This is a genomic window from Streptomyces sp. GDS52 (genome assembly GCF_052246875.1).
Taxonomy (GTDB): domain Bacteria; phylum Actinomycetota; class Actinomycetes; order Streptomycetales; family Streptomycetaceae; genus Streptomyces; species Streptomyces cathayae.
In genome coordinates, this window is sequence record NZ_CM125966.1 from 6,485,742 (window position 1) to 6,510,093 (window position 24,352).

A 24,352-nucleotide genomic window follows, 5' to 3' on the forward strand; every position below is an offset into this window, starting at 1 on the left:
TACGCCGTGCTCAGGAGGTCGCCGTGGCCGTGCAGCCGAGAGTCGCCGCCGGGGCGCCGGACGTTGCCGGGGTGTGGGCGAGGAAGCCGAAGGCGGTGCTCGCGCCGGGAGCCAGGGCGCCGTTCCAGCCCGCGTCGGTGACGGTCGCCGTGCCGTCGGCGGCGGTGCCGAGCGTGCCGTTCCACACCTGCGTCAGTCGAGCGCCGTCGGCCGGTGCGACCGTCGCGGTCCAGCCGGAGAGGGGGACGGCGGAGGTGTTCCGTACCGTCACCTCGGCCTGGTAGCCGCCCTGCCAGGATGAGACGGCCCGGAACGACGCGGTGCAGGCGGGTTCGCCGGTACCGGGGTCGCCGGGGTCACCGGGATCGCCCGGGACTCCCCGGTCGAGGAGTTCGGACAGGGCCGGGTACCAGCGGGCGGCGATCTTCTGGTTGCCGGAGTCGTTCGGGTGCACGCCGTCGTACGTGTCGGTGGCGGTGTCGAAGCCCGTCCACTGGTCGACCACGGTCACCGGGGAGCGGCTGGTGCTCGTCGCCTCGGCCCACCCGGGGATCAGGGCGTTGAGGTCGACGACGCGCCGGGCGCAGCCGGTGCAGCTCGCGGGGTTCATCGGGATGATCCTGGCCACCAGGAGCCGCGTGTCGGGATCGGCCGCGCGCATCTGGGCCACCAGCTTGGTGTAGGCGGCGAGGATGCGGTCGGGGGAGACGCCGCTCCAGACGTCGTTCGTGCCGAAATGCAGGACAACGATGTCCGGCCGGGTCGCCGCCAGTCGTCCGGGCAGCAGGTCCCGGTCCGCGACGTCGGTCACCAGTTCGCCGCCGTGGCCCTCGTTGTCGCCGTCGTACGCCAGGCCGCAGCCCTGGCCGGGCAGGGTGCCGACGAAGTCGATGTCCGTGTGGCCGGCGTCCTGCAACCGGTTCCACAGCAGGGCCCGCCAGCAGCCGGGTGAGCCGGTGATCGAGTCGCCCAGCGGCATGATGCGGACGGGATCCGCGTTCGGCGCGGCCGCCGCGCGTGGCGCGAGAGGGCCGAGAGCGAGGCCGAACGGGAGGAGCAGGGCGGTCAGGACGAGCAGGGCCCGTAGCGACAAGCGGTCGGCGACGCGCATGGTGTTCCCTTCCCTGGATGAGGTGGGAGCGCTCCCATGAAGTCATCAAGCCACCCTTGTCGGTGACGCGTCAAGAGGGGTGGTGGAGGGAAGTGCGTGCGGCGGGTCCGCGATGTCACGACGCCCCATGGGTGTGGCGCACAGGTGCGCCACACCCATGGGGCGTCGTGACATCGCGGGCGGATCAGGACCCGACGCGCCTGCGGAGCACCACCTTCCTCAGCAGCGGCCAGGCCAGCAGCAGCGCGACGACCGCGTACACGGTCACGGAGAAGGGCGTATCGACCAGGCCCCGTACGTTGCCGTCACTGATCTGCAGCGCGCGGCGGAGCTGCTGCTCGGCGGCCGGGCCGAGGATGACGGCGATGATGGCGGGCAGCACCGGCAGGCCGTACCGCCGCATCCCGAAGCCGATCAGACCGATGATCAGCAGAATCACCAGGTCGATCACCTCGCCGCCGACCGCGTACGCGCCGATCGCCGCGAAGAACAGGATCCCGGCGTACAGGTACGGCCGCGGGATGCGCAGCAGCTTCGCCCACACCGGCGCCAGCGGGAGGTTGAGGGCGAGCAGCAGCACCATGCCGACGAACAGGGAGGCGATCAGGCCCCACACCAGCTCGGGCTCACGTTCGAAGAGCAGCGGGCCCGGCTGGATGCCGTACTGCTGGAAGGCGGCCAGCATCACCGCCGCGACGGCCGTGGTCGGCAGGCCGAGCGTCAGCATGGACACCAGCGTGCCCGCCGCCGAGGCCGACGCCGCCGACTCCGGTCCCGCCACGCCCTCGATGGCGCCCTTGCCCCACTCGTCCTGGTGCTTGGACAGCCGTTTCTCCGTGACGTACGACAGGAACGTCGGGATCTCCGCGCCGCCCGCCGGGATCGCCCCGAAGGGGAAGCCGATGAACGGGCCGCGCGCCCAGGACTTCCACGTGCGCCGCACGTCGCCGCGGCCCAGCCACGGCCGGCCCACCGGGATCGGCTCGGGCGGCCTGCGCCGCAGGTGCGCGGCGACCCACAGTGCCTCGCCGATGGCGAACAGGCCCACCGCGACGATCACCACATCGACGCCGTCGGCCAGTTGGAGGGCACCGAAGGTCAGCCGCTGCTGGCCGGTCATCTGGTCCAGTCCCACCAGACCGATCGTCAGGCCGATCAGCAGCGAGGCCAGACCCCGGATCCGCGACGAACCCAGCACCGACGTCACGGCGATGAACGCCAGCACCATGATGGCGAAGTAGTCCGGCGCGCCGATGTCCACGGCGAGTTCGGCGACCGCCGGTGCCAGCACGACCAGCAGGATCGTGCCGACCATGCCACCCGTGAAGTGACCGATCGCGGCGGCGGCCAGTGCCTGCGCGCCACGACCCGACTTGGCCATGGGGTTGCCCTCCATGGCCGCGACCACGGCGGCGCTCTCCCCCGGTGTGTTCAACAGGATCGAGGTCGTCGAACCGCCGAACATCGCGCCGTAGTAGATCCCCGCGAACATGATGAACGCGGCGATCGGATCGAGCCCGTACGTCACCGGCAGCAACAGCGCCACGGCCATCGCCGGGCCGATACCGGGCAGTACGCCGATCGCGGTGCCCAGCAGCACACCGATCGCGGCCCACAGCAGGTTGATCGGGGTCAGAGCCGTACCGAAGCCGTCCAGAAGGGAGTTGAGGGCGTTCACGTCACAGCACTCCCATCAGCGGACCACCGGGCAGCGGTACTCCGAGCAGGTTGTCGAACACGGTGTGGGCGACGAGGGAGACGACCGCCGCGATCAGCGGATCACGGTCGAATCTGCGGCTGCCGAGGGCGAAGGCCGCCCCCCAGAAGAGCAGTGCGCCCGCGACCGGGAAGCCGAGCGGTTCGATGAGGACGGCCGAGCCGAGGAACACCCCGGCGAGCAGCAGCACCGTGCGCCAGTCGGCGGGTTCGGACAGGTCGACGTCCTCGCCGGTCTCGGCCTGACCCCGGCCGCCGCGCAGGACGTCGACCGCGAGCAGGGCGGCGACGAGCAGCAGTCCGGCGCCGACCACGACCGGTACCGTCCTCGGCCCGACGGGGCCGCGCTGGGTGATGTCGACGTCCATGGTGAGGGCGTCGGTGAGGACGAGGACGCCGAGCGCCGACAGCAGGGCGCAGACGCCGAGTTCCGAGTGGTCGCGCAGCCAGGAGCGCCGTCCGGGGGCGGGTGCGGGGGACAGGTCGGTGGTCGGTGCGGTCACAGTCCGAGCTCCTTCAGGACGGACACCACGCGCTTGTCCTCGGCGTCCAGGAAGTCACCGAACTCCTCACCCGTCAGGAAGGCGTCGTCCCAGCCGTTCTGCTTCAGGGACGTGCGCCATTCGTCCGAGTCGTGCAACTCCTCGGCCAGAGCCACGAGTGTGTCGCGTTCGGCGTCGGTCAGTCCGGGCGGGGCGACGAGGCCGCGCCAGTTGGTGAAGTTCACGTCGTAGCCCGCCTCCTGCAGCGTGGGCGCGTCGAGTCCGGGGACCCGCTCCGGTCCGGTGACCGCGAGCAGGCGCAGCTCACCCGCCTCGATCTGGTCGAGATACTCACCGACACCGGACACGCCGAACCCGACCTTGTTGCCGAGGATCGAGGCGAGCAGTTCGCCGCCGCCGTCGAAGGGGATGTAGTTGACCTGCTTCGGAGCGATCCCGGCGGCCCGCGCCATCAGCATCGGCGCGAGGTGGTCGGGTCCGCCGGGGGAGGAACCGCCGCCCACCGGGAGCCTGCCGGGGGCGTCCCTCCAGGCGTCGATCAGGTCGTCGATCGTTCGGTACGGGGAGTCCTCGGCGACCACGACGACGTCCTGCTCCTCGGTGAGCCGGGCGATCGGGGTGGTGTCGCCGAGGGTCTTCGGCGCGTCGTTGGACCGGACGGCGCCGACGACACCGAGGCCCATCGACATGGCGAGCTTGCCGTTGCCGTGTTCGCTCACCAGCCTGCTGAGGCCGACGGTGCCGCCGGCGCCGGGCAGGTTGAACACCTGGATGTTGTGGGTGAGCCCGGCGTCCTCGGCGTTCCTCGCGGCCGTACGGGCGGTGATGTCGTAGCCGCCGCCGGGCGTGTTGGGAACCATGAGGCGCAGGCCCGGGATCCGTGTGCCGGTCTCGGTGCCGCTGCCGGTCGTGAGCAGCGGCGGACCCACGAGTACCAGCACGGCGGCCCCGAGCAGGGCGAGGGGGGTGCGCAGGCGCACGAATACCACCACCTGTCGGTCGGTCGTCCGGAGGTCACGCGAAGCCCTGTGGGGGAGGGCGGCGTGCGCCACATGGTGCACGGGTGCCCGCAGGCTGTCCCGGTTGCGGAACCAACGGAGGTTTTGGTCATTGCGTCAGCGGCCCGCCGCGCGTCCGGGGCGGGCCCCGGGCGGCCGTGTCGCGGCATTCCCGGGGCACCGACGGCACGTTCGGACGGGGCATGTGTCTTTCGTTCGGCGCAGGTGGGCGCCATGATGGGGCAGCCCGTCACCCGCGTCGCACCGCGTCGTGTCCGCCGGAGCGCATCGCCGACCGGAGAGCCCGCCGGCAGAAGAGATTGAGTACGCCGTGGCCGTCACCTTCCGCCGCCGGACCCCCGCAGGCGAGATGCCGGTGCGTCGGCTCACCGTCGGCCTGGTGCTCACCCGCCTCGTCCGCGAACGTCACGGCGGCGCGATCTCGAGGACCGACACCCCGGACAGGACGATGTCCGGCGCCCGCATGACCGTGAGCCACCTCGCCGACGCGGTGGCGGAAGGAGCCGGCCGATGACCAGTACGCACGGTGAGCACGCCGGGCCCGCCCGCGCCGACGCCATCGACGTGCTGGTGGTCGACGACGACTTCATGGTGGCCCGTGTACACCGCGCCTTCGTCGACCGCCTCGAGGCGTTCCGGGTGGTCGGCGTCGCCGGCACCGGTGAGCAGGCCGTCGCCGCGGTGGACGAACTCCGTCCCGGTCTGGTGCTGCTCGACCTGTACCTGCCGGACCTGTTCGGCCTCGAGGTGATCCCCCGGCTGCGCAGCGCGGGGCACGACTGCGACGTGATGGTCGTCAGCGCCGCACGGGAGGCGGAGACGGTGCGCGGGGCGGTCCGGCACGGGGTCGTCGACTATCTGCTCAAGCCGTTCGAGTTCGAGGACCTGCGGGTCAGACTGGAGCGGTACGCCGGCCGGCGCGGTCGGCTGCTGGGCACGGTCGTGCGTGGCCAGGCCGACGTGGACCGGGTGCTGGCCGGAGCGGCGGCGCCGGTCGTGGCGTCCGCGGCTCCGGTGCTGCCCAAGGGCATGAGCGTGGAGACCGCCGAACTGGTCGAACGCACCCTGCGCGAGGCCGACGGCACGCTGTCGGCCACCGAGTGCGCCGCCCTCACCGGCGTCTCCAGGGTCAGCGCCCGCCGCTACCTGGAACACTTCCACACCGTCGGCACGGCCGAGGTCTCGCTGCGGTACGGGGTCGCGGGACGGCCGGAACGCCGCTACCGGTTCGTCGGACGGCCCCCGCGGCAGGCCGGCCGGCGGGCCGGCGAGGTCCGCCCGTGGGGCGGGGCACGGCTCTAGGGGCTTTGGCCGGGGACCGGCGGGGGCCGGTGTTCAGCCTCCCCGGCCGGCGGTCAACGGGTCCGGGGCGGGCGTGGCTTTCTGCTCCCGTACGAGGCGGGGAGGCGGGCGGACGCCAAGGCGAGGGCGGTGGCCGCGCTCACGATGCCGAGAACCGCACCGGCGGCGACGTCTCCCGGGTAGTGCACGCCCGTATGGATGCGTGAGTAGCCCACCGCGCCGGCCAGTGCGCCGAGCGGGCCGGAGGCCGCGGGCAGGACCGTACCGACGGCGGTGGCGAAGGCGACCGCCGAGGCGGTGTGCCCGGAGGGGAAGGAAGCCGAGGTGGGCATCGGGACATGCCGGTCCACGGTCACCCGGGCCGCCTCCCGGTCCGGCCGGTCCCTGCGGACCAGACGCTTGCCGAGCAGATTGGCCGACGCCGACGCCACGGCTATGGCCCCCACTCCGACGAGCGCGGCCCGGCGCTGCTGCGACCCGCCCAGAGCGAGGGCACCGGCGATGGCGAACGAGATCTTCGAATGGTCGGCCGCGTGCGAGAGGCGGCGCAGGGCCCGGTCGAGGGTGGGGGTGGGAGTGGCCGCCACCGCCGCGTACAGGGCGCCGTCCACGGCCCTGAGATCGCCGAGGACGGCGGACGCCACCCGGCGGAGTCCGTCGGCGGGCCGGGCGGGTGCGGTGAGCGGACGGGCACCGCCCTGGTCGGTGGTGGTCGGCTCGCTCATTCGTCTCTCCCGCGGGGGCGTTGTGGAGGGGGGTCCGCGGGTACGGGGCTCGCTGGGCGCGCCCGCACCCGCACCGTGGACCGGGGGTCACCAGGTGTCCACGGTACGCGTGGTCCACCCGGTGCGTCCCCGCGCCCCCGCCGCAGTCCGGCCGTCACACCCGTCCGGGTGACCGCCGCCGGTCAGGCCGCCCGGAAGGTGCGCAGCCGGAGGGAGTTGCCGACGACGAAGACCGAGGAGAAGGCCATCGCCGCCCCCGCGATCATCGGGTTGAGCAGGCCGGCCGCGGCGAGCGGCAGCGCGGCGACGTTGTAGGCGAAGGCCCAGAACAGGTTGGACCGGATCGTGCCGAGAGTGCGGCGGGCCAGCCGGATCGCGTCCGCCGCGGCCCGCAGGTCGCCCCGGACGAGGGTCAGGTCGCCGGCCTCGATGGCCGCGTCCGTGCCGGTGCCCATGGCCAGTCCGAGGTCGGCCTGGGCCAGCGCGGCCGCGTCGTTGACCCCGTCGCCGACCATCGCGACCGAGCGGCCCTCCGCCTGGAGGCGCTTGACGACATCCACCTTGTCCTGCGGCAGCACCTCGGCGATGACGTCCTCCGGCGCGATCCCGACCTCGCGGGCGACGGTCCGGGCCACCGCCTCGTTGTCGCCGGTCAGCAGGACGGGCCTGAGGCCGAGCGCGCGCAGCCGGCGCACCGCCTCGGGGCTGGTCTCCTTCACGGCGTCGGCGATCTCCAGCACCGCGCGCGCCTCGCCGTCCCAGGCCACCGTGACGGCGGTGCGCCCGGCCGCCTGGGCCGACTCCAGGACCCGCGCCAGCTCGGCCGGCAGCTTCAGTTCCCCCTGCGTCAGCAGCTGTTCCCGGCCGACGAGCACCGCACGGCCCTCCACGACACCCTGGACGCCGAGTCCGGGCACGTTGCCGAACTCCTCGGGGGAGGGCAGCGTGCCCAGCTTCTCCCGGGCGCCGTCGGCGACGGCACGGGCGATCGGGTGCTCGGAGGAGTGCTCCAGGGCGCCGGCCAGCCTCAGCACGTCGGCCTCGTCGGTACCTTCGGCCGGGTGCACGGCGAGCAGGGTCATCCGGCCGGTGGTGACCGTGCCGGTCTTGTCGAGCACCACGGTGTCGACGCGGCGGGTGGTCTCCAGGACCTCCGGGCCCTTGATGAGGATGCCGAGCTGCGCGCCGCGCCCGGTGCCGACCATCAGCGCGGTCGGCGTGGCGAGGCCGAGGGCACACGGGCAGGCGATGATCAGTACGGCCACGGCGGCGGTGAACGCGGCGGTCAGCCCGGCGCCGTTGCCCAGCCAGAAGCCCAGCGTGCCCAGGGCCAGCGCGATCACGACCGGTACGAAGACCGCGGAGATCCGGTCCGCGAGCCGCTGCGCGGCGGCCTTCCCGTTCTGCGCGTCCTCCACCATCTTCGCCATCCGGGCGAGCTGGGTGTCGGAGCCGACCCGGGTGGCCTCCACGACGAGCCGTCCGCCCGCGTTGAGTGTGGCCCCGGTGACCGCGTCCCCGGGGGCCACCTCCACCGGCGCGGACTCTCCGGTGAGCATGGAGACGTCCACCGCCGAAGTGCCCTCGGCGACTGTCCCGTCGGTCGCGATCTTCTCGCCGGGGCGCACCAGGAAACGGTCACCGACCACCAGATCCTCGACGGGCACCGTCTCCTCGCGCCCGTCGGGCCGGAGCACGGTGACGTCCTTCGCGCCCAGTTCCATCAGCGCCCGCAGCGCCGCGCCCGCCTTCCGCTTGGCGCGCGCCTCGAAGTACCGCCCGGCCAGGATGAACGCGGTGACACCCGCGGCGGCCTCCAGGTAGATGTTCCCGGCGCCGTCCGAACGGGCGATGGTCAGCTCGAAGGGGTGGGTCATGCCCGGGGTGCCGGCGGTGCCGAAGAAGAGCGCCCACAGCGACCACAGGAACGCCGCCGAGGTGCCGACCGAGACCAGCGTGTCCATGGTGGCCGCACCGTGCCGCGCGTTGGTGAACGCCGCCCGGTGGAAGGGCCACGCCGCGTACGTCACGACCGGTGCCGCCAGCGTCAGGGAAAGCCACTGCCAGTACTCGAACTGCAGGGCCGGGATCATCGCCATCGCGATGACGGGCACCGACAGCACCACGGCCGTGATCAACCGCTCCCGCAGCGACCGGAGCTCGTCGGGGGAGTCGGTGGAGCCGGAGGCGGCGGGTCCGTTCCCGCGCGCGGGCGGCGCGGGCTCCCGTGCCGTGTACCCGGTGGCCTCGACGGTGGCGATCAGGTCCTGGACGGTGACCGCACCGGCGTGCGACACCCGGGCCTTCTCGGTGGCGTAGTTGACCGTGGCGGTGACCCCGTCCATCCGGTTGAGTTTCTTCTCGACCCGCGCGGCGCAGGAGGCACAGGTCATCCCGCCGATGACCAGCTCCACCTCTTCCTGGGCCCCGGCCTCGGTCTCGGTGCCGGCTGTACGGACGGTCATGAGCGCTCCTGGTGACGAGGGCCGGCCTGGACGTGCCCGGCCGCCGGTTGCAGTATACGGGCCGGGGGTATCCCTCCCGGTTTCAGGTATACCCCTGGGAGGTATGCGGATTCAAGGGTCGACCGGACTTGATTGTGTACCCCCCAGGGGTATGGTGAGGTGTGTGGACACCGCCCCGGACCCGGGCCGGTGTCCGGTTCCGAGAGGATTCCGAGAGGATCCAGAGGAGGGGTGACCATGCGTACCGGAGTGAAGATCACCGCATTCGCCGCAGCCCTGGCCGTGACCTTCGGCACGGCTTACGGCGTCGGCCGGGTGCTGGACCCGGTCATCGCGGACAGCGCACCCGCACCGGCGCACGACGGGAAACACGCCCCCGCGCCCCGCGAGGGCGCGGGCCACGGCCACTGAGGATCAGCCCAGGGCGCGGTCCAGATTGAACGCGGCACTGATCAGCGAGAGGTGCGTGAACGCCTGTGGGAAGTTGCCCTGCTGTGCACCGGTGTGGCTGATCTCCTCGGCGTACAGGCCCAGGTGGTTGGCGTACGTCAGCATCTTCTCGAAGGCGAGGGACGCCTCGTCGAGCCGTCCGGCCCGGGTCAGCGCCTCGACGTACCAGAACGAGCAGATGGAGAACGTGCCCTCGTCGCCGCGCAGGCCGTCCGGGCTCTCCTGCGGGTCGTACCGGTAGACCAGCGAGTCCGACACCAGGTCCTCGGTGAGCGAGTCGAGCGTGGACAGCCACTTCGGGTCGGTCGGCGCGATGAACTTCGTCAGCGGCATCATCAGCACCGCCGCGTCGAGCACGTCCCCGTCCTCGTGCTGCACGAAGGCCCGGCGCGCCTCGGACCAGCCGTGGCTCATGATCCGCCGGTAGATGGTGTCGCGGCTCGTCCGCCAGCGGGGGAGATCGGCGGGCAGACCGCGCCGGTTGGCCATGCGGACGGCCCGCTCGATCGCCACCCAGCACATCAGCCGTGAGTACAGGAAGTTCCTGCGCCCGCCGCGCGTCTCCCAGATGCCCTCGTCGGGCTGGTCCCAGTGCGCGCACACCCAGTCCACCAGCGCGCACACATGGTCCCACTGCTCGCTGGAGATGGGCTCGGCCCACTTGTCGTACAGGTAGAAGGAGTCGATCAGCGCCCCGTAGATGTCGAGCTGCAACTGGTCGGCCGCCGCGTTGCCGACCCGCACCGGTGCCGAACCCCGGTACCCCTCCAGATGGCCGAGTTCGCGCTCGGCCAGGTCGGTACGGCCGTCGATGCCGTACATGATCTGCAGCGGGCCGGAGGGGCACCCGTCGCCGGGACTGACGTGCCGGGACACGAACCCCATGAACGCCCTGGCCTCCTCGGAGAAGCCCAGCCGCAGCAGCGCGTACACGCAGAAGGCCGCGTCCCGCATCCACACGTACCGGTAGTCCCAGTTGCGCTCCCCGCCGAGCTCCTCCGGAAGACTCGTCGTGGGCGCCGCCACGATCGCCCCGGTCGGCGCGTAGGTGAGCAGCTTCAGGGTGAGGGCGGAGCGGTGCACCATCTCCCGCCACCGGCCGCGGTAGCGGGAGGAGGACAGCCAGTGCCGCCAGTACCGCACCGTGGTGCCGAACTGCTCCTCCGCATCCCGGTGCGCGCAGTGGCGGGGGGCCACCTCGCCGCCGACCCGGTCCAGGGTGAACACCGCGGTCTCGCCCTCCGCCAGTTTGAAGTCGGCCCGCACGTCCGGGCCGTCGGCCTCCAGCGGGACGGTCGAGGTGAGCGCGAGGGACAGCGCCTCGGACTCGAACACCGCCAGGTCGCCGGCCAGCCGCAGGGTGTGCGGCCGGGTGCCGTACTCGAACCGCGGCGCCGCCCGCATCCGGAACGGGAGGGCCCCGCGCACGCACAGCACCCGCCGGATCAGCCGGTGCCGGTCCTCCTCGGCCGGCTCCGGCTCCCCGGTGACCGGCATGAAGTCCTGCACCTCACCCACGCCGTCCTCGGTGAAGAACCTGGTGATCAGGACATTGGTGTCGGGGAAGTAGAACTGCTTGGTGTGCGCCGGCACGGCCGCCGCCAGCTCGAAGGAGCCCCCGCGCCCGGCGTCCAGGATCGCGGCGAAGACACTGGGTGAGTCGAAGTCCGGGCAGCAGTACCAGTCGATGGTGCCGTCGGTCGCCACCAGCGCCACGCTGCGCAGATCTCCGATCAGGCCGTGATCGGAGATCGGTGCGTACCGCTGCCCGCCGGACGTTGCCCACTCCCTCGCCGCCCCGTCCATCGCAGCCTCCCTGGCCCGCCGGTACGTGCCGCCCTGACTGCCAGCTTAGGCAGGCCCGGCCGGACGGGCCCGCGGTAGGAGGTTCACGCCACGAGGACGCGCAGTCCCGCCTCCTCGAACCGGCGCACCGCCTCCGGGGAGGCCGCCGCGTCCGTGACCAGGGTGTCCACCGACCCGGCCGGACAGATCCGGGCGAACGCCCGCCGGCCCAGTTTGCTGGAATCGGCCGCCACGATCACCCGCTCGGCCCGTTCGCACAGCAGCCGGTTGATCGCCGCCTCCGCCTCGTCGTGCGCCGCCGCGCCGTGTGCGACGTCGAAGGCGACGACACCGAGCACCGCCACGTCGAGCGTGATCTGCCCCAGCACCCCGTCCGCGAGCGGCCCGACCAGCTCGTACGACTGGGCCCGCGCCACCCCGCCGGTCACCACGATCTTGAACTGCGGACGCACGGCGAGCTCGCCCGCGATGTTGAGCGCGTTGGTCACCACCGTCAGCGCGGGCGACCCGGACGCGAGATCACCGCGTACCGCCAGCGCACGCGCCACTTCCGTGGTGGTGGTGCCGCCGGTCAGCCCGACCGCCTCGCCCGGCGCGAGGAGCCCCGCCACGGCCTCGGCGATCCGCTGCTTCTCGGAGGCGCGGCGAGCGGTCTTGTAGCGCAGCGGCAGCTCGTACGACACCCCGTGCGCCACCGCCCCGCCCCGGGTGCGCACCAGCATCTGCTGCCCGGCGAGGGTGTCGAAGTCCCGGCGGATCGTCGCGGCCGACACCTCCAGCTCGGCGGCGGTCTCGTCCACGTCCAGTCGGCCCCGCTCGACGAGCAGTTCGAGCAGCGCCTGCCAGCGGGCGTCCCGCGACATCCGCCCTCCCGTCCTGCCGCCACCTGCCGTCTCCCGGCCTGCGGCGACCCTAGCGCCTGTCCGGCGGACAGGCCCCGACGCACCGACGATCTCTGCTCGAATGCTTGATTGTGCTCGAAACTCCGCTCTATCTTGCAACAACAATCACCGAGGCGGGTGGGGACGGCCATGACACATGTCGAGGACGAACTGACGAGTCAGCCCGAGTGCTGGACGCGGGCCGCCACGCAGGCGGCCGAGCACACCCGGGCCCTCCCGGCACCGGGGGAGCGGGTCGCGGTCGTCGGCTGCGGCACCTCGCACTTCATGGCGCAGGCGGTGGCGGCCCTGCGCGAAGGGGCGGGTCAGGGCGAGACGGACGCCTTCGCCGCCTCGGAGTTCCCGCACGGACGTGCCTACGACCACGTCGTCGCCCTCACCCGCTCCGGCACCACCACCGAAGTCCTGGACCTGCTCGACCGGTTGAAGGGCGGCACCCGTACCACCGCGCTCACCGCCGACCCGGACACCGCCGTGACGGCATCGGCGGACGAGACCGTCGTACTCGACTACGCGGACGAACGCTCCGTCGTGCAGACGCGGTTCGCGACCACGGCCCTCACCCTGCTCCGCGCCCACCTCGGCCTGCACACCGGCACGGTCGTCGAGGACGCGCGAACCGCCCTCGCACGACCGCTGCCCGAAGGGCTCGTGGACTGCACCCAGTTCACCTTCCTCGGCCGCGGCTGGACCGTGGGCCTCGCCCACGAGGCGGGTCTGAAGATGCGGGAGGCCGCACTGGCGTGGACGGAGGCCTACCCGGCCATGGAATACCGGCACGGCCCCATCAGCGTCACCACGCGCGGTACCGCGACCTGGATGCTGGGCGACGCACCGGACGGTCTGGCCGAACAGGTGCGGGACACCGGCGGAGCGTGGATCCAGGGCACCCTCGACCCGCTGGCCGAACTCGTCCGCGCCCAGCGCCTCGCCGTCGCCGTCGCCGAGGCCCGCGGACTCGACCCCGACCGCCCCCGCCACCTCACCCGCTCGGTCGTTCTCGAGCCCTGACCCCGCCGGAAAGCACCGGAAAGCACCGGAAGGCGCTGAAAGGGACCGGAAAGAACGGAAGGAGCGAACGTGCCCCTCACCACCACCGGCGAACTCGTCGGCCGCGCCGCCGCGGCGGGCTCCGCCGTCGCCTCGTTCAACGTCATCACGCTGGAACACGTCGAAGCCGTCATCGCCGGTGCCGAGTCGGTGGACGCCCCCGTGGTCCTCCAGGTCAGCGAGAACGCGGTCAAGTTCCGCTACGGCCGCCTCCTGCCGCTCGCCCGCGCCGCCGTCGCCGCCGCCGAACGCGCCGCCGTCCCCGTCGCGTTGCACCTCGACCACGTCCAGAGCGACGCCCTGCTGCGCCAGGCCCCGGACGCCGGCTTCGGTTCCGTGATGTACGACGCGGCCCGGCTGACCTACGCCGAGAACCTCGCCGCGACCCGGGCGGCCGTCGACTGGGCGCACGCCCGGGGCCTGTGGATCGAGGCGGAACTGGGGGAGATCGGCGGCAAGGGCACGACGCCGCTGGACGCCCACGCGCCCGGCGCCCGCACCGACCCCGAACAGGCCCGCGCCTTCGTCGCCGACTCCGGCGTGGACGCCCTGGCCGTCGCCGTCGGCACCACCCACGCCATGACCACCCGCACCGCCACCCTCGACCACGCCCTCCTCGGACGCCTCTCCGCCGCCCTGGACGTCCCCCTCGTCCTGCACGGCTCCTCGGGCCTGCCGGACACCGAACTCACCGCGGCCGTCGGCTCGGGCATCGCCAAGGTGAACATCGGCACCGCCCTGAACCTCGCCATGACCGGCGCCATCAGGGACTTCCTCGCCGCCCACCCCGAAGCGGTCGACTCCCGCGGCTATCTGACCGTGGGCCGGGAAGCGATGACCCGCGCGGTGGCGGACCTCATCACGACGCTCGCCCCCCGCTGAAGCAGGCCACCGGGAGTGCTGCGGCGCCGTGCTGCGGCGCTACCGTCGGACGGACTTCAGAACGACGAACTTCGGGTCGCTCGCCACCACTTCACTGTTCCCGAACAACCGCCGCAGCTTCACGTGGTACCCCAGATGGCGGTTGCCGACCACCCACAGCTCACCACCGGGGCGCAGGGTGCGCCTCGCGCCGGTGAACATGCGCCAGGCCGTCGCCTCGCTGGTCGCCTGGTGGGAGTGGAACGGCGGGTTGTTGAGCACCAGGTCGACGCTGTCGTCCGGCACGCCCGCCAGACCGTCGCCGACCCGGAACTCGGCATGCCCCGGTACGCCGTTGGCCCGGTACGTGGCCTCCGCGGACGCCACCGCCTGGAACGACTCGTCGACGAACAGCACCTCGGCCCGCGGATCGGCCAGCGCCACCGCCGTACCGACGACACCGTTGCCGCACCCGAGATCCACCACCCGCAGGCCCGTCCGCCCGGTCGGCAGATGCTTCAGGAGGAACCGGGTGCCGATGTCGAGCCGGTCGGCGCAGAAGACCCCCGCGTGGTTGACGACGGTCCGGCCCGAGACCGCGCCGACGCCGTCGGGCAGCGCGTAGCTGTACGGCCAGGGACTGGAGGGCCGGACCAGGGCCGGGTCCGGGGTGCAGAAGACGAGCCGCGCCTTCTTCTCGGCGAGGGAGGTCCGGGTGGGGCCGATGATCCGCTCGAAGAGGTTCAGCGTCGAGGTGTGGATCTCCTTCACCATGCCGGTCCCGACGACGACCGTGTCCTCGTGCACCGCGGGAGCCAGCCGCAGCAACTGGTCCTCCAGCAGGGCCAGACTCTTCGGCACCCGCACCAGCAGCACATCGATCCGGGCCGGCGGCGGGTCCTGCGTGGTGAGCAGCCGGACCGCGCCCGGCTCGACACCGGCGCGTGCCAGGTTCGCGCGGGTGGCCTGCTGCCCCAGCCAGGAGTCGGTGATCTGTGTCGGCCGGTGCGCGGCGAGCGCCGTGACCAGTGCCCCCCAGCGGTCTCCGACGACCACGACCGTGCCGTCCAGCGGGATCGGCTCCCGGTCCAGATGTCCGAGGAGGTACTCGTCGGAGGCGTCCCAGGCGCGCAGTCTGTCGCGGGGGTCCTCGGGGAAGCGGGCCAGCACCGGCGCGCCCCACGCAGTCGTCATACGGTCGTTCATCGTGCGACCAGGCTAGCGGAGCCCGGAGTCCCGCCGGGCGGCCGAGCCTCCCGCTCCGGGACGGCGGCCGGTGGCCCGTCGCCGTTTCGGATCATGGGAGACTCGCCCTCATGAGCGGGAAGGCGGACCCCCGGCCGGCGGGGGAAGGGACCACCTCGAGGACACGGCTGGACCGGGGACGCGGAGCCCTCGGGCCCGCGTTGGAACTCGTGCACACCGGACGTGCCCCGACCCGCGCGGTGCTCACCACGGAACTGGGCGTGACGCGGGCGACCGCCGGTGCCGTCGCCGCCGAACTGGAGGCGCTCGGCCTGATCAGGGTGGACGCCCGGCCCGGCGCGGCCGCCGGTTCGCAGGGCAGGCCCTCGCATCGGCTCTCGATCGCCGAGGACGGACCGGTGGCCCTGGCCGCGCAGGTGCACGCCGACGGGTTCCGGGCCGCCCTGGTCGGCCTGGGCGGCCGGATCGTCGCCACCGCGCCCGGCAGCGAGGTCATCGACGCCGACCCGGCGAAGGTGCTGGGCTCCGTCGTCGCGGCCGGCGCCGAACTGCTCCGCGAGACCGGACGCCGGTGCGTCGGAGCGGGGCTCTCCGTGCCGTCCGCGGTGGCCGAACCCGAGGGACTGGCCTTCGGCCCGCTGCGCCTGGCCTGGCCCACGGGCGCCCCGGTGCGGGAGATCTTCGCCGAGCAGGTGCGCGCCGCCGGTCTCGGCGGCCCCGCCTTCGCGGCGAACGACGTCAACCTCGTCGCCCTCGCCGAACACCGGCACGGTGCCGGGCGCGGCGCACGCGACCTGCTGTGCGTGGCCACCGGCCACCGGGGTGTCGGCGGCGCGCTGGTGCTCGACGGCCGCCTGCACACCGGCAGTTCCGGTCTCGCCCTGGAGGTCGGCCACCTCGCCGTCAACCCCGGGGGCCGCCCCTGTTACTGCGGCAGCCGGGGCTGCCTGGACGTGGAGGCGGACCCGCTCGCCTTCCTCACCGCGGCCGGACGCGAACCCGGCCCCGAGATGTCCCTCCTCAAACAGGCCGACACACTGATCCACGAGCACCACGACGACCCGGCCGTCCGCGCCGCCGTCGACACCCTCGTCGACCGCCTGGGACAGGGTCTCGCCGGTCTGGTGAACATCCTCAACCCGGACAGGATCATCCTCGGAGGCCTGCACGGCACCCTCCTGGAGGCCGCCCCGGACCGGCTGCGCGCCGTCGTCGCCGACCGCAGCCTGTGGGGCCGCAGCGGCGGCGTCCCGATCCTGGCCTGCGCCCTGGACCACAACAGCCTGGTCGGCGCCGCCGAACTGGCCTGGCAGCCGGTGCTCGACGATCCGCTGGGGGCCCTGGCATAACGGTCCGGCCGGTGGGCAGGCGGATGCCCGGGTCGAGAGGCGGAACCACGGCCGGACACCGCACAATGATCCACGAAACGTGATCGGCGAAGCGCTGCCGGGCAGTGCGCGCGCCGACCGGGCACGGGACACTCGACCCGGTGCCGGACCAGGGACCCGGACCGGACCAGGGACCCGGACCGGAGCACGAGGCACTGCCCACCGCACGCGGAGCGACCACCCCGACCCGCAGAAAGCCGAGGTCATGACCGATCAGCTCACCGTGACCGTCCTGGGCACCGGCATCATGGGTGCCGCGATGGCCCGCAACCTCGCCCGGGCCGGTCACGCCGTCCGCGTCTGGAACCGCACCCGCGCCAAGGCCGACCCGCTCGCCGCCGACGGCGCGCACGTCGCCGGCACCCCCGCCGAGGCGGTCGAGTCCGCCGATGTCGTCCTGACCGTGCTGTACGACGGTCCCGCCACGCTGGAGACGATGCGGCTGGCCGCCCCCGCCCTGCGGCGCGGCACCGTCTGGGCGCAGTCCACCACCGCCGGTCTCGAGGGCCTCGCCGAGCTGGCCGGCTTCGCGCGCGAGCACGGCCTGCTCTTCTACGACGCCCCGGTGCTGGGCACCCGGCAGCCGGCCGAGGCCGGACAGCTGACCGTGATCGCCGCCGGACCGGCCGAGGGCAGGACCACGGTGGCCCCGGTGTTCGACGCCGTCGGTGCCCGCACCGTGTGGACCGGCGAGGACGGGGCGGCAGGCAGCGCGACCCGGCTCAAACTCGTGGCCAACAGCTGGGTCCTCGCGGCCACCTCCGCCGTGGGGGAGACCCTCGCCCTGGCCGAGGCGCTGGACGTCGACCCCGGCGGCTTCTTCGACCTCATCGCGGGCGGCCCGCTCGACATGGGCTATCTGCGCGCCAAGGCGGGGCTGATCCTGGACGGGCCGCTGGCCCCGGCCCAGTTCGCCGTGACCACCGCGGCCAAGGACGCCCGTCTGATCGTCCGGGCCGGTGAACAGCACGGTGTGCGCCTGGACGTGGCCGCAGCCGGCGCCGAGCGCCTGGAACGCGCCGCGGCCCAGGGCCACGGGGATGAGGACATGGCCGCCGCCTACTACGCCAGTTTCGCCGGTCACGGCGAGTCCCCCACCTGAGCACCCGGTACGAAGCGTCCGGGGAACCGTTCGACGAGCCACCGAGGAGTCCGTAGTGTCCAAGCCCCCGCTGCCTTCCGAGGCCGACGACCTGCTGCGCCGTCCCAACCCCTGTGTCATGGCCACCCTCCGCTCCGACGGCACACCCGTCTCCACGCCCACCTGGTACGTGTGGGAGGACGGCCGCGCGCTGATCAGCCTGGACGAGGGCAGGGTGCGCCTGAAGCACCTGCGCCGCGACCCGCGCGTCACCCTCACCGTGCTGGACGAGGAGAACTGGTACACCCATGTCACCCTCATCGGCCGCGTCGTCGAGCTGAAGGACGACGAAGGCCTGGCCGACATCGACCGCCTCTCCCGGCACTACACCGGCAACCCGTACCCCGACCGGGTCCGGGCCCGGGTCAGCGCCTGGATCGAGGTCGACCGCTGGCACGGCTGGGGCGCGCTGAAGGACAGCGACCAGCCGTCCACCTGAACCCGACGGGCCCGCCGGGGGAGGGGAGCGGGTGCCGCCGGCCTCCCTGATCCGGGCTCTGGTCGTCGGTGGCGGCAGCGCACCGCTGCGCCGCGCGGCAAGGGTGGTGCGACACGGCCACCGGAGGTCAGAGCCCGGTCAGCCGGCAACGACGGACCGGGCGGGTTCCGGTTCGGCCCGGTGGCCATCGACGGCGTGCTCGACGAGTGCGACCTCCGCGAACCGGTGTGCGGCGGGCTCGACGGTGTCGATCCTCGGACACCGGTCCCAGTCCGCGACGGGAGTCGCGGACGGCGTCGGCAGCGTGAACCACACGACCTTGCCCGAATCGCCGTCCGGCAGCGCGCCCCAGCTCTCGCTCATCGCGGCCACCATGGCCAGCCCCCGCCCGCAGGTGGCGAGCGGACCGGCGTCCGCCACGGCCGGCAGCCGCGGGTCGTGGTCGCGCACCGAGACCTTGAGCCGGTCGAGCAGCACTTCCAGCTCGACCATGCAGGTCTTGTCGGGCTGGGCGTGCCGGTGGACGTTGGACAACAACTCCGTCACACCGAGCGAGGCCCGGTCTATCAAGATGTCCATATGCCAGTAGCGCAATTGCGCAGATACGATTCTGCGGACCTGGCCGATCCGCGCGGGCAGAGCCTGGAGCTCCACCGTGCAGTGTCTGCTTGGGTGAGTGATCACAGCTGCGACTCCCCGGTGTCAGGTCCGGACGGACGTCCGGAAGAACACGGAGTACGGATCCAGCAGGGTGCCCGCGTGACGTGGCTGCCTGCTGTCGTGGCCGGCGGGCTGGTTCGCAGCGTTATCGCCGGTAAACCCAGAGTGACGTGACAACAGCGTGACGCAGGGCCCGAAGTGGCGCAACTCACGGACACATCAGGCGCCGCGGCCCGATGCCCGGCGTACGGCTTCGATGAAACGGCGGGCCGCGGGCGGTCCCGGCTCGCCCGGCGCCGGGTCGTGGTCACCCAGCGTCAGCAGGTACCGATGGCCGTTGAGGTCGGCCAGGGCCCGGTCCTCGGGTGCGAACCAGGGACGGGAGGCGCGGACGGCCTGCACCGGCGCGCTGTCGATCTCGGTTCCGTGGCTGGTGAGCAACTCGAGCCTGCCGTCGCTGATCCGGACCTGCCCGGCCCGGGTGAGCGACCGCAGCCGCCTGCCGATCCGCACGCCCCTGGCCGTGAACTCCGGCTCGGCCATGCCACCCGCCCCCTTGTGCGCGTCGGTGTGCCGGACCGTGTTCCGCGGGCCGGCTCGTGTCCAGATCCAGTGTGCCCCCGTCCGGGACCCTGCTCCGCCGGTGCAGTCTGCCCGCCCCCGTCGCCGAGCACCAGTGCACGTGCCCCTGTTCCCGCGGTGCTCGAAGCACTCGCGCGAATGCGCCCCCACCGCCGCGCCCCGGGCGCCCCCCGGCAGAGGGCCATGACGTGGTCCCAGGGTTGCCTTTGAGCCGCCCAAAGAGGCGTTTATGCAGGTGAGAGGCTTTCCTGGGGTGCATATGATCGGTGTGTCGGCCGCGCGGGACGCCGTCGGCGCTCAGCGTAAGGAGCCCTGCCGTGAGTACCCCCCAACAGCCCCCGGGCGATGTCACCCTCGATGTCGACCACAGCGACCCCGGCTACCGCGACTGGCTGAAAGAGGCCGTGCGCAGGGTGCAGGCCGACGCCAACCGGTCGGCCGACACCCATCTGCTGCGCTTCCCGCTGCCCGAGCGGTGGAACGTCCACCTCTACCTCAAGGACGAGTCGACGCATCCGACCGGCAGCCTGAAGCACCGGCTCGCCCGCTCCCTCTTCCTCTACGGGCTGTGCAATGGCTGGATCCGTCCGGGCCGCCCGGTGATCGAGGCGTCCAGCGGCTCGACCGCCGTGTCGGAGGCCTACTTCGCGAAGCTGATCGGGGTGCCCTTCATCGCCGTCATGCCCCGCACGACGAGCGCCGAGAAGTGCCGCCTCATCGAGTTCCACGGCGGCCGGTGCCACTTCGTGGACGACCCCCGCACGATGTACGAGGCGTCGTCCGCCCTCGCGGCGGAGACCGGCGGCCACTACATGGACCAGTTCACCTACGCCGAACGGGCCACGGACTGGCGGGGGAACAACAACATCGCCGAATCCATCTTCCGTCAGCTGGAGTCGGAGCCGTTCCCGGTGCCCGAGTGGATCGTCGCCACGGCCGGCACCGGCGGCACCTCGGCGACCCTCGCGCGCTACGTCCACTATCTGCAGTACGACACCCGCGTCTGTGTCGCCGATCCGGAGAACTCCTGCTTCTTCGAGGGCTGGACCACCGGCGATCCGGACGTCACCTGCGACAGCGGTTCCCGTATCGAGGGCATCGGCCGGCCCCGGATGGAGCCGAGCTTCCTGCCCGGTGCCATCGACCGGATGATGAAGGTGCCCGACGCTGCCGCCGTCGCCGCCGTACGGGCCCTGGAGCGGGTCATCGGCCGCAAGGCGGGGGGCTCCACCGGCACCGGGCTGTGGAGCGCGCTGAAGATCGTCGCGGAGATGGTGGCCGAAGGGCGGCAGGGGAGCGTGGTGACGCTGCTCTGCGACCCGGGGGACCGCTACCTCGACAAGTACTACTCGGACGAGTGGCTGGCCGGCCAGGGACTGGAGATCGCCCCGTACACGGCGACGATCGAGACGCTGCTGCGCACCGGGGTCTGGCCGGACTGAGGTCTTCCGGGCGGCCCGGACGCGGGGTCAGCCGACCGCGGGATCGGCAGGACCGTCGGGTTCCCCCGCCACGACCAGGTTCCGCAGGTGCTCGAAGACCTCGAGGCGGGCCCCGGCCGGCAGCCCGGAGTCCGTCACCAGCGTGTCCACCTGGTCCAGGGACGCGAACGAACTCAGGCCCACCGTGCCCCACTTGGTGTGGTCGGCGACCACGACCACCTGCCGCGCCGACTGCACCAGACGCCGGTTGGTCTCGGCCTCCGCGAGGTTCGGCGTCGACAGCCCGGCCTCGACCGATATCCCGTGCACCCCCAGGAACAGCAGGTCGAAGTGGAGCATCGAGATCGCCTGGTCGGCCACCGGCCCCACCAGCGAGTCCGACGGCGTGCGCACACCGCCGGTCAGGACGACGGTGGCCGCGCCCTGCCGGGGGCCCGAGGAGCGCTGCGCCGCGTGGAAGACGTCCGCCACCCGCACCGAGTTGGTGACCACCGTGAGGTCGGGCACCTCGAGCAGCCGGCCGGCCAGCGCGTACGTCGTCGTGCCGCCGGAGAGGGCGATCGCCGCGCCCGGGACGACCAGTTCGGCCGCCGCCCGCGCGATGTCGTCCTTCGCGCTCAGCTCCAGACCCGACTTGGCCTCGAAACCGGGTTCGTGCGTGCTGGCCTCGACCAGTGGGACCGCGCCGCCGTGCACCTTCTCCAGGACACCCTGCCGGGCCAGCGCGTCGAGATCGCGGCGGACCGTCATGTCCGACACGCCGAGCTTGCGGGTCAGCTCGTTGACCCGGACTCCGCCGCGGCGCCGGACCTCGTCGAGGATCAGGGTGCGTCGCTGCTCCGCGAGGAGGTTCTGATTCTCGCTCACGTACGCTCCGGTCCTTTCGCCGCCAAGCCGTCCGACACGCCGCACACGCCCGGTCCGACTGGCAGGTTCTCTCCGTCACCGGTGCGTCGGCGTCCCATCCTCGCATGCCGGGGCAAGGGGGACGCACCCGGCTGTCAGGCGTGTGCATGCCATCATTGTCCCGCGGGTTCGTCCCAGGGGGCCGTCCCGCGGGTCGCCCGGGCCTCACCCGGATCGGGGAGATTCCGTGAGAACAGGTGTGAACCGCTCGGGCAGGGGAGATCCTGCCGGCACGGGCGGAACCGACGGAGTGTCACGGGGGAAGTGCGAAGCGGTGGAGCGTGCGCGGGAACACAGACCGGCCGGGGGCGCGGGCGAGACGGCCGAGCGGCCCGGGGAAGCCGGCACAGCCCTGGAACTTCTGGTCCACGGGGTGGGCGGCACCACTCCGCAGGAGATGCTGAACGATCCGCGCACGGTGCGGATCACGGGCGACGACATCGCCGCCGTGTTCCGGCGCGCCGACGACGCCGACGCGGAGCACCGGCCCGCCGGCCGCCAAGGCGGCCCGGTCCCCGAGGCGTACGTCTGGTGCAACCTCACCTCCGGCAACGGCACCCGCGCCCTGTGGCTGTTGCTGCTGCCCTTCATGGTGGTCAACCTCGCCCACTGGATGCGCCCGACGGCCCGGGGCCGCGGACGCCTCGTGCGGCTGTACGGACTGCTGGTGCGGCTGACCGGACTGAGCCTGACGGTGCTGTTCGTCGCGGCCGCCTGCGAGGTCGCCCTGGACCTCGCGGCCTGGCAGTGCGCGGGCACGCACGCGTGCGCCGCACGGCACTCCTGGCTCGGCTTCCTGTCGCCCGAGGCCTCGGACGGCGGCTGGTGGAGCCTGCCGGGCCGCCGGCTCGCCCTCGCCGCCCTGGTGCCCACCGCCCTGACCGGGCTGCTGTGGTACCTGTCCCTGCGCACCTGGAGCGCGTACGAGTCCCAGCAGCCGATCGCCCACGGGACCGAACCCGAGGAGCCCGAGGAAGCAGGCCCCACCGCCCTGGGCCGGCCCGGCTTCTGGTACGGCCGTCGCCTGGTCGCCCGGCTGCGCGCCGCGCACACCGCCGCCGGACTGCTCACCGTCGCCGCCGCGGTCGGCAGCGCGGCCGCCCACCACGACCGTGCTCCCGGCGGCCCCGCGGTGCTGGGTGTCCTCGGCCCGCTCCTCGAAGCGGCGCTGTTCGCCGGCGCGGCCGTCGTGGTGTGGGTGGTCTGCCGGCGCGGCCGCACCGACCGCCGGCTGGACGGCGAACTCGACACCCGCGTGGTGCGCCTGCTGCCCCTGGCCGCGCTCACCCTGCTCGTCCTGACCCTGGTGTACGCCGGATGGCAGCGCCCCGGCTGGGAGTCGGCGGGCCGGCTGTCCGGCGATGCGACCTTCGGCGCCGTCACCCTCGCCCAGGGCCTCCTCGTGATCGTGCTCGCCGGAGTCGCCCACGCCCTGTACCGGAGCGCCCCCGACCGGCGTGCCGCCATGCGGGGACTGGCCGGGCCCGCGGTCGCGATGCTGGCCTGCGCGTTGGGCGGCGTGATGTCCGGCGGCGTGGCCCAGAGGGTCTCCGACTGGCTGGACGGCACCGGGGCGTCGATTCCCGGGCCACCGGTGGTGCTCACCTGGCAGGCGTCCGTGATCCCGCCCCTGCTCGTCCTGCTGCTGGGGCTCTGCGGCTGGCTGGCCCGGCGGGCCTGGCACATCGCCCGCGACGAGCACGCCACCGTGGCACAGGAGTTCCCGGGGGAGACCGGCGACCCCGCCCGTACCCGGCGGATCGCCTACGCCCGCGCCATGGCCACCCTCACCGACCGGGCACCCCGCATCGTCGCCGTCACCTCCGCCGCGACCCTGCTGCTGGGCGCGGGCGCCCTCGTCGGCGCCCTGACCACCGACCGGACACCCGGCCGGGCCGCACAGGGCAGCTACCCCGTGGTGCACGGCGCCGCCGAGACGGCGCAGGCCCTGGGCTCCTGGCTGATCGGGCTCGGCTTCATCCTGTTCGTCACCTGGGGCCGGCGCGCCTACAAGGACGCCTCCGCACGGCGCACGATCGGCATCCTGTGGGACGTCGGCACCTTCTGGCCGCGCGCCGCCCACCCCTTCGCACCCCCCTGCTACGCCGAACGGGCGGTGCCGGACCTGACCTGGCGGATCGAGACCTGGACACGGTCCACCGGCGGACGGCTGGTGCTCTCCGGACACTCCCAGGGAAGCGTCCTCGCCGCCGCCGCGGCCTGGCAGCTCACCCCCGCCACCCGCAACCGCGTCGCCCTGCTCACCTACGGGTCCCCGCTGGAACGGCTCTACGGCCGCTGGTTCCCGGCCCACTTCGGACCCGCCGCGCTCGGCGCCCTGCACCAGGAGGTCGTCTGCTGGCGCAACCTCCACCGGCTCACCGACCCCATCGGCGGCCCGGTGCGGCTGCCCGGCGACCGCGGCCCCGGGGTGGACCGTCCTCCGCTCGGGGACCCCCTGGCGTACGGCCGCACCGAGGCCCACCCGCTGCCCGCGCCGATCCTCGGCCACTCCGACTACCAGGCGGACCCGGCCTTCGCCGAGGAACGCCGACGGCTGCTGGCCCGGCTGCGGCCGGAGGTTCCGGTACCGCGGCACCCGGGAGAACCCGACGACGGCGTCCGCAGCGGCTCCGGCGCGCCCACCGCGTGAGGTGCGCGGCGCGCGCCGCGCGGCG

General features: G+C 73.1%; 22 protein-coding genes. 10 read left to right on the forward strand and 12 right to left on the reverse strand.

The window, feature by feature from the left end:
• Positions 1-10: 10 nt before the first annotated feature.
• From ACTWJ9_RS29735 to ACTWJ9_RS29750, 4 genes are all read right to left on the reverse strand, one after another.
• Entirely contained in the window at positions 11-1,111 is a 1,101-nt protein-coding gene (locus ACTWJ9_RS29735; protein ID WP_443294953.1) for a GDSL-type esterase/lipase family protein, read from the reverse strand.
• 184 nt (positions 1,112-1,295) lie between these two features.
• Positions 1,296-2,789, reverse strand: a complete 1,494-nt coding sequence (locus ACTWJ9_RS29740) for a tripartite tricarboxylate transporter permease (RefSeq protein WP_279337352.1) — start codon at positions 2,787-2,789, stop codon at positions 1,296-1,298.
• Between the two features lies 1 nt (position 2,790).
• Entirely contained in the window at positions 2,791-3,330 is a 540-nt protein-coding gene (locus ACTWJ9_RS29745) for a tripartite tricarboxylate transporter TctB family protein (protein ID WP_279337353.1), read from the reverse strand.
• A complete protein-coding gene (locus ACTWJ9_RS29750) occupies positions 3,327-4,310 on the reverse strand; it encodes a Bug family tripartite tricarboxylate transporter substrate binding protein (RefSeq protein WP_388706295.1) in 984 nt (327 codons plus the stop codon). The genes ACTWJ9_RS29745 and ACTWJ9_RS29750 overlap by 4 nt, the downstream gene beginning before the upstream one ends.
• 349 nt (positions 4,311-4,659) lie before the next feature.
• On the opposite strand from ACTWJ9_RS29750, the gene ACTWJ9_RS29755 reads away from it, so the two are divergent.
• A complete protein-coding gene (locus ACTWJ9_RS29755) occupies positions 4,660-4,863 on the forward strand; it encodes a hypothetical protein (RefSeq protein ID WP_279337355.1) in 204 nt (67 codons plus the stop codon).
• Entirely contained in the window at positions 4,860-5,651 is a 792-nt protein-coding gene (locus tag ACTWJ9_RS29760; RefSeq protein ID WP_279337356.1) for a response regulator, read from the forward strand. Before ACTWJ9_RS29755 ends, ACTWJ9_RS29760 begins: the two co-directional genes overlap by 4 nt.
• Before the next feature lie 53 nt (positions 5,652-5,704).
• On the opposite strand, the gene ACTWJ9_RS29765 is transcribed toward ACTWJ9_RS29760, so the two are convergent.
• Positions 5,705-6,376 (reverse strand): phosphatase PAP2 family protein, encoded by a 672-nt coding sequence (locus tag ACTWJ9_RS29765; protein WP_279337357.1) that lies wholly within the window; start codon positions 6,374-6,376, stop codon positions 5,705-5,707.
• 182 nt (positions 6,377-6,558) lie between these two features.
• Complete coding sequence (locus tag ACTWJ9_RS29770) at positions 6,559-8,841, reverse strand: heavy metal translocating P-type ATPase (protein ID WP_279337358.1); 2,283 nt, start codon at positions 8,839-8,841, stop codon at positions 6,559-6,561.
• Between the two features lie 237 nt (positions 8,842-9,078).
• On the opposite strand from ACTWJ9_RS29770, the gene ACTWJ9_RS29775 reads away from it, so the two are divergent.
• Positions 9,079-9,252, forward strand: coding sequence for a hypothetical protein (locus tag ACTWJ9_RS29775; protein ID WP_279338175.1), 174 nt, complete (start codon positions 9,079-9,081; stop codon positions 9,250-9,252).
• A 3-nt stretch (positions 9,253-9,255) separates the two neighbouring features.
• Here the strand turns inward: ACTWJ9_RS29775 and ACTWJ9_RS29780 are convergent, their stop codons facing one another.
• Together ACTWJ9_RS29780 and ACTWJ9_RS29785 are read right to left on the reverse strand one after the other, a co-directional pair.
• Positions 9,256-11,097, reverse strand: a complete 1,842-nt coding sequence (locus ACTWJ9_RS29780) for a glycoside hydrolase family 15 protein (RefSeq protein WP_387037778.1) — start codon at positions 11,095-11,097, stop codon at positions 9,256-9,258.
• A gap of 83 nt (positions 11,098-11,180) precedes the next feature.
• Positions 11,181-11,960 (reverse strand): DeoR/GlpR family DNA-binding transcription regulator, encoded by a 780-nt coding sequence (locus ACTWJ9_RS29785; protein ID WP_279337362.1) that lies wholly within the window; start codon positions 11,958-11,960, stop codon positions 11,181-11,183.
• Positions 11,961-12,128: 168 nt separating this feature from the next.
• Here ACTWJ9_RS29785 and ACTWJ9_RS29790 point away from each other — a divergent pair, with 168 nt between their 5' ends.
• Together ACTWJ9_RS29790 and ACTWJ9_RS29795 are read left to right on the forward strand one after the other, a co-directional pair.
• On the forward strand, positions 12,129-13,010 hold the full coding sequence (locus ACTWJ9_RS29790; protein WP_443294954.1) for an SIS domain-containing protein: 882 nt from the start codon (positions 12,129-12,131) through the stop codon (positions 13,008-13,010).
• Positions 13,011-13,079: 69 nt separating this feature from the next.
• Positions 13,080-13,931, forward strand: a complete 852-nt coding sequence (locus ACTWJ9_RS29795; protein ID WP_387037780.1) for a class II fructose-bisphosphate aldolase — start codon at positions 13,080-13,082, stop codon at positions 13,929-13,931.
• Between the two features lie 39 nt (positions 13,932-13,970).
• On the opposite strand, the gene ACTWJ9_RS29800 is transcribed toward ACTWJ9_RS29795, so the two are convergent.
• On the reverse strand, positions 13,971-15,104 hold the full coding sequence (locus ACTWJ9_RS29800) for a methyltransferase (protein WP_279337365.1): 1,134 nt from the start codon (positions 15,102-15,104) through the stop codon (positions 13,971-13,973).
• A gap of 122 nt (positions 15,105-15,226) precedes the next feature.
• Here ACTWJ9_RS29800 and ACTWJ9_RS29805 point away from each other — a divergent pair, with 122 nt between their 5' ends.
• The 3 genes from ACTWJ9_RS29805 to ACTWJ9_RS29815 all read left to right on the forward strand — a co-directional run bounded on the left by ACTWJ9_RS29805 (position 15,227) and on the right by ACTWJ9_RS29815 (position 18,084).
• A complete protein-coding gene (locus ACTWJ9_RS29805; protein WP_279337366.1) occupies positions 15,227-16,465 on the forward strand; it encodes an ROK family protein in 1,239 nt (412 codons plus the stop codon).
• A gap of 244 nt (positions 16,466-16,709) precedes the next feature.
• Positions 16,710-17,606, forward strand: a complete 897-nt coding sequence (locus ACTWJ9_RS29810) for an NAD(P)-dependent oxidoreductase (protein ID WP_388706157.1) — start codon at positions 16,710-16,712, stop codon at positions 17,604-17,606.
• A gap of 55 nt (positions 17,607-17,661) precedes the next feature.
• A complete protein-coding gene (locus ACTWJ9_RS29815) occupies positions 17,662-18,084 on the forward strand; it encodes a PPOX class F420-dependent oxidoreductase (RefSeq protein WP_387037785.1) in 423 nt (140 codons plus the stop codon).
• A 138-nt stretch (positions 18,085-18,222) separates the two neighbouring features.
• Here the strand turns inward: ACTWJ9_RS29815 and ACTWJ9_RS29820 are convergent, their stop codons facing one another.
• Both ACTWJ9_RS29820 and ACTWJ9_RS29825 read right to left on the reverse strand, forming a co-directional pair.
• Complete coding sequence (locus tag ACTWJ9_RS29820) at positions 18,223-18,768, reverse strand: ATP-binding protein (RefSeq protein ID WP_443294955.1); 546 nt, start codon at positions 18,766-18,768, stop codon at positions 18,223-18,225.
• A gap of 195 nt (positions 18,769-18,963) precedes the next feature.
• The gene (locus tag ACTWJ9_RS29825) at positions 18,964-19,287 is read right to left on the reverse strand and encodes a hypothetical protein (protein ID WP_109382788.1); all 324 of its coding nucleotides are present in this window, start codon (positions 19,285-19,287) and stop codon (positions 18,964-18,966) included.
• A 356-nt stretch (positions 19,288-19,643) separates the two neighbouring features.
• On the opposite strand from ACTWJ9_RS29825, the gene ACTWJ9_RS29830 reads away from it, so the two are divergent.
• Entirely contained in the window at positions 19,644-20,768 is a 1,125-nt protein-coding gene (locus tag ACTWJ9_RS29830) for a PLP-dependent cysteine synthase family protein (protein WP_279337371.1), read from the forward strand.
• A 27-nt stretch (positions 20,769-20,795) separates the two neighbouring features.
• Here ACTWJ9_RS29830 and ACTWJ9_RS29835 read toward each other — a convergent pair whose 3' ends face one another.
• Positions 20,796-21,635 carry a DeoR/GlpR family DNA-binding transcription regulator gene (locus tag ACTWJ9_RS29835; protein ID WP_279337373.1) on the reverse strand — a complete coding sequence of 280 codons (840 nt, stop codon included), beginning with the start codon at positions 21,633-21,635 and terminating at the stop codon, positions 20,796-20,798.
• Between the two features lie 313 nt (positions 21,636-21,948).
• Between ACTWJ9_RS29835 and ACTWJ9_RS29840 the strand changes: the two genes are divergently transcribed.
• Positions 21,949-24,327 carry a hypothetical protein gene (locus tag ACTWJ9_RS29840; protein WP_387037790.1) on the forward strand — a complete coding sequence of 793 codons (2,379 nt, stop codon included), beginning with the start codon at positions 21,949-21,951 and terminating at the stop codon, positions 24,325-24,327.
• The last annotated feature ends 25 nt before the right edge of the window (positions 24,328-24,352 follow it).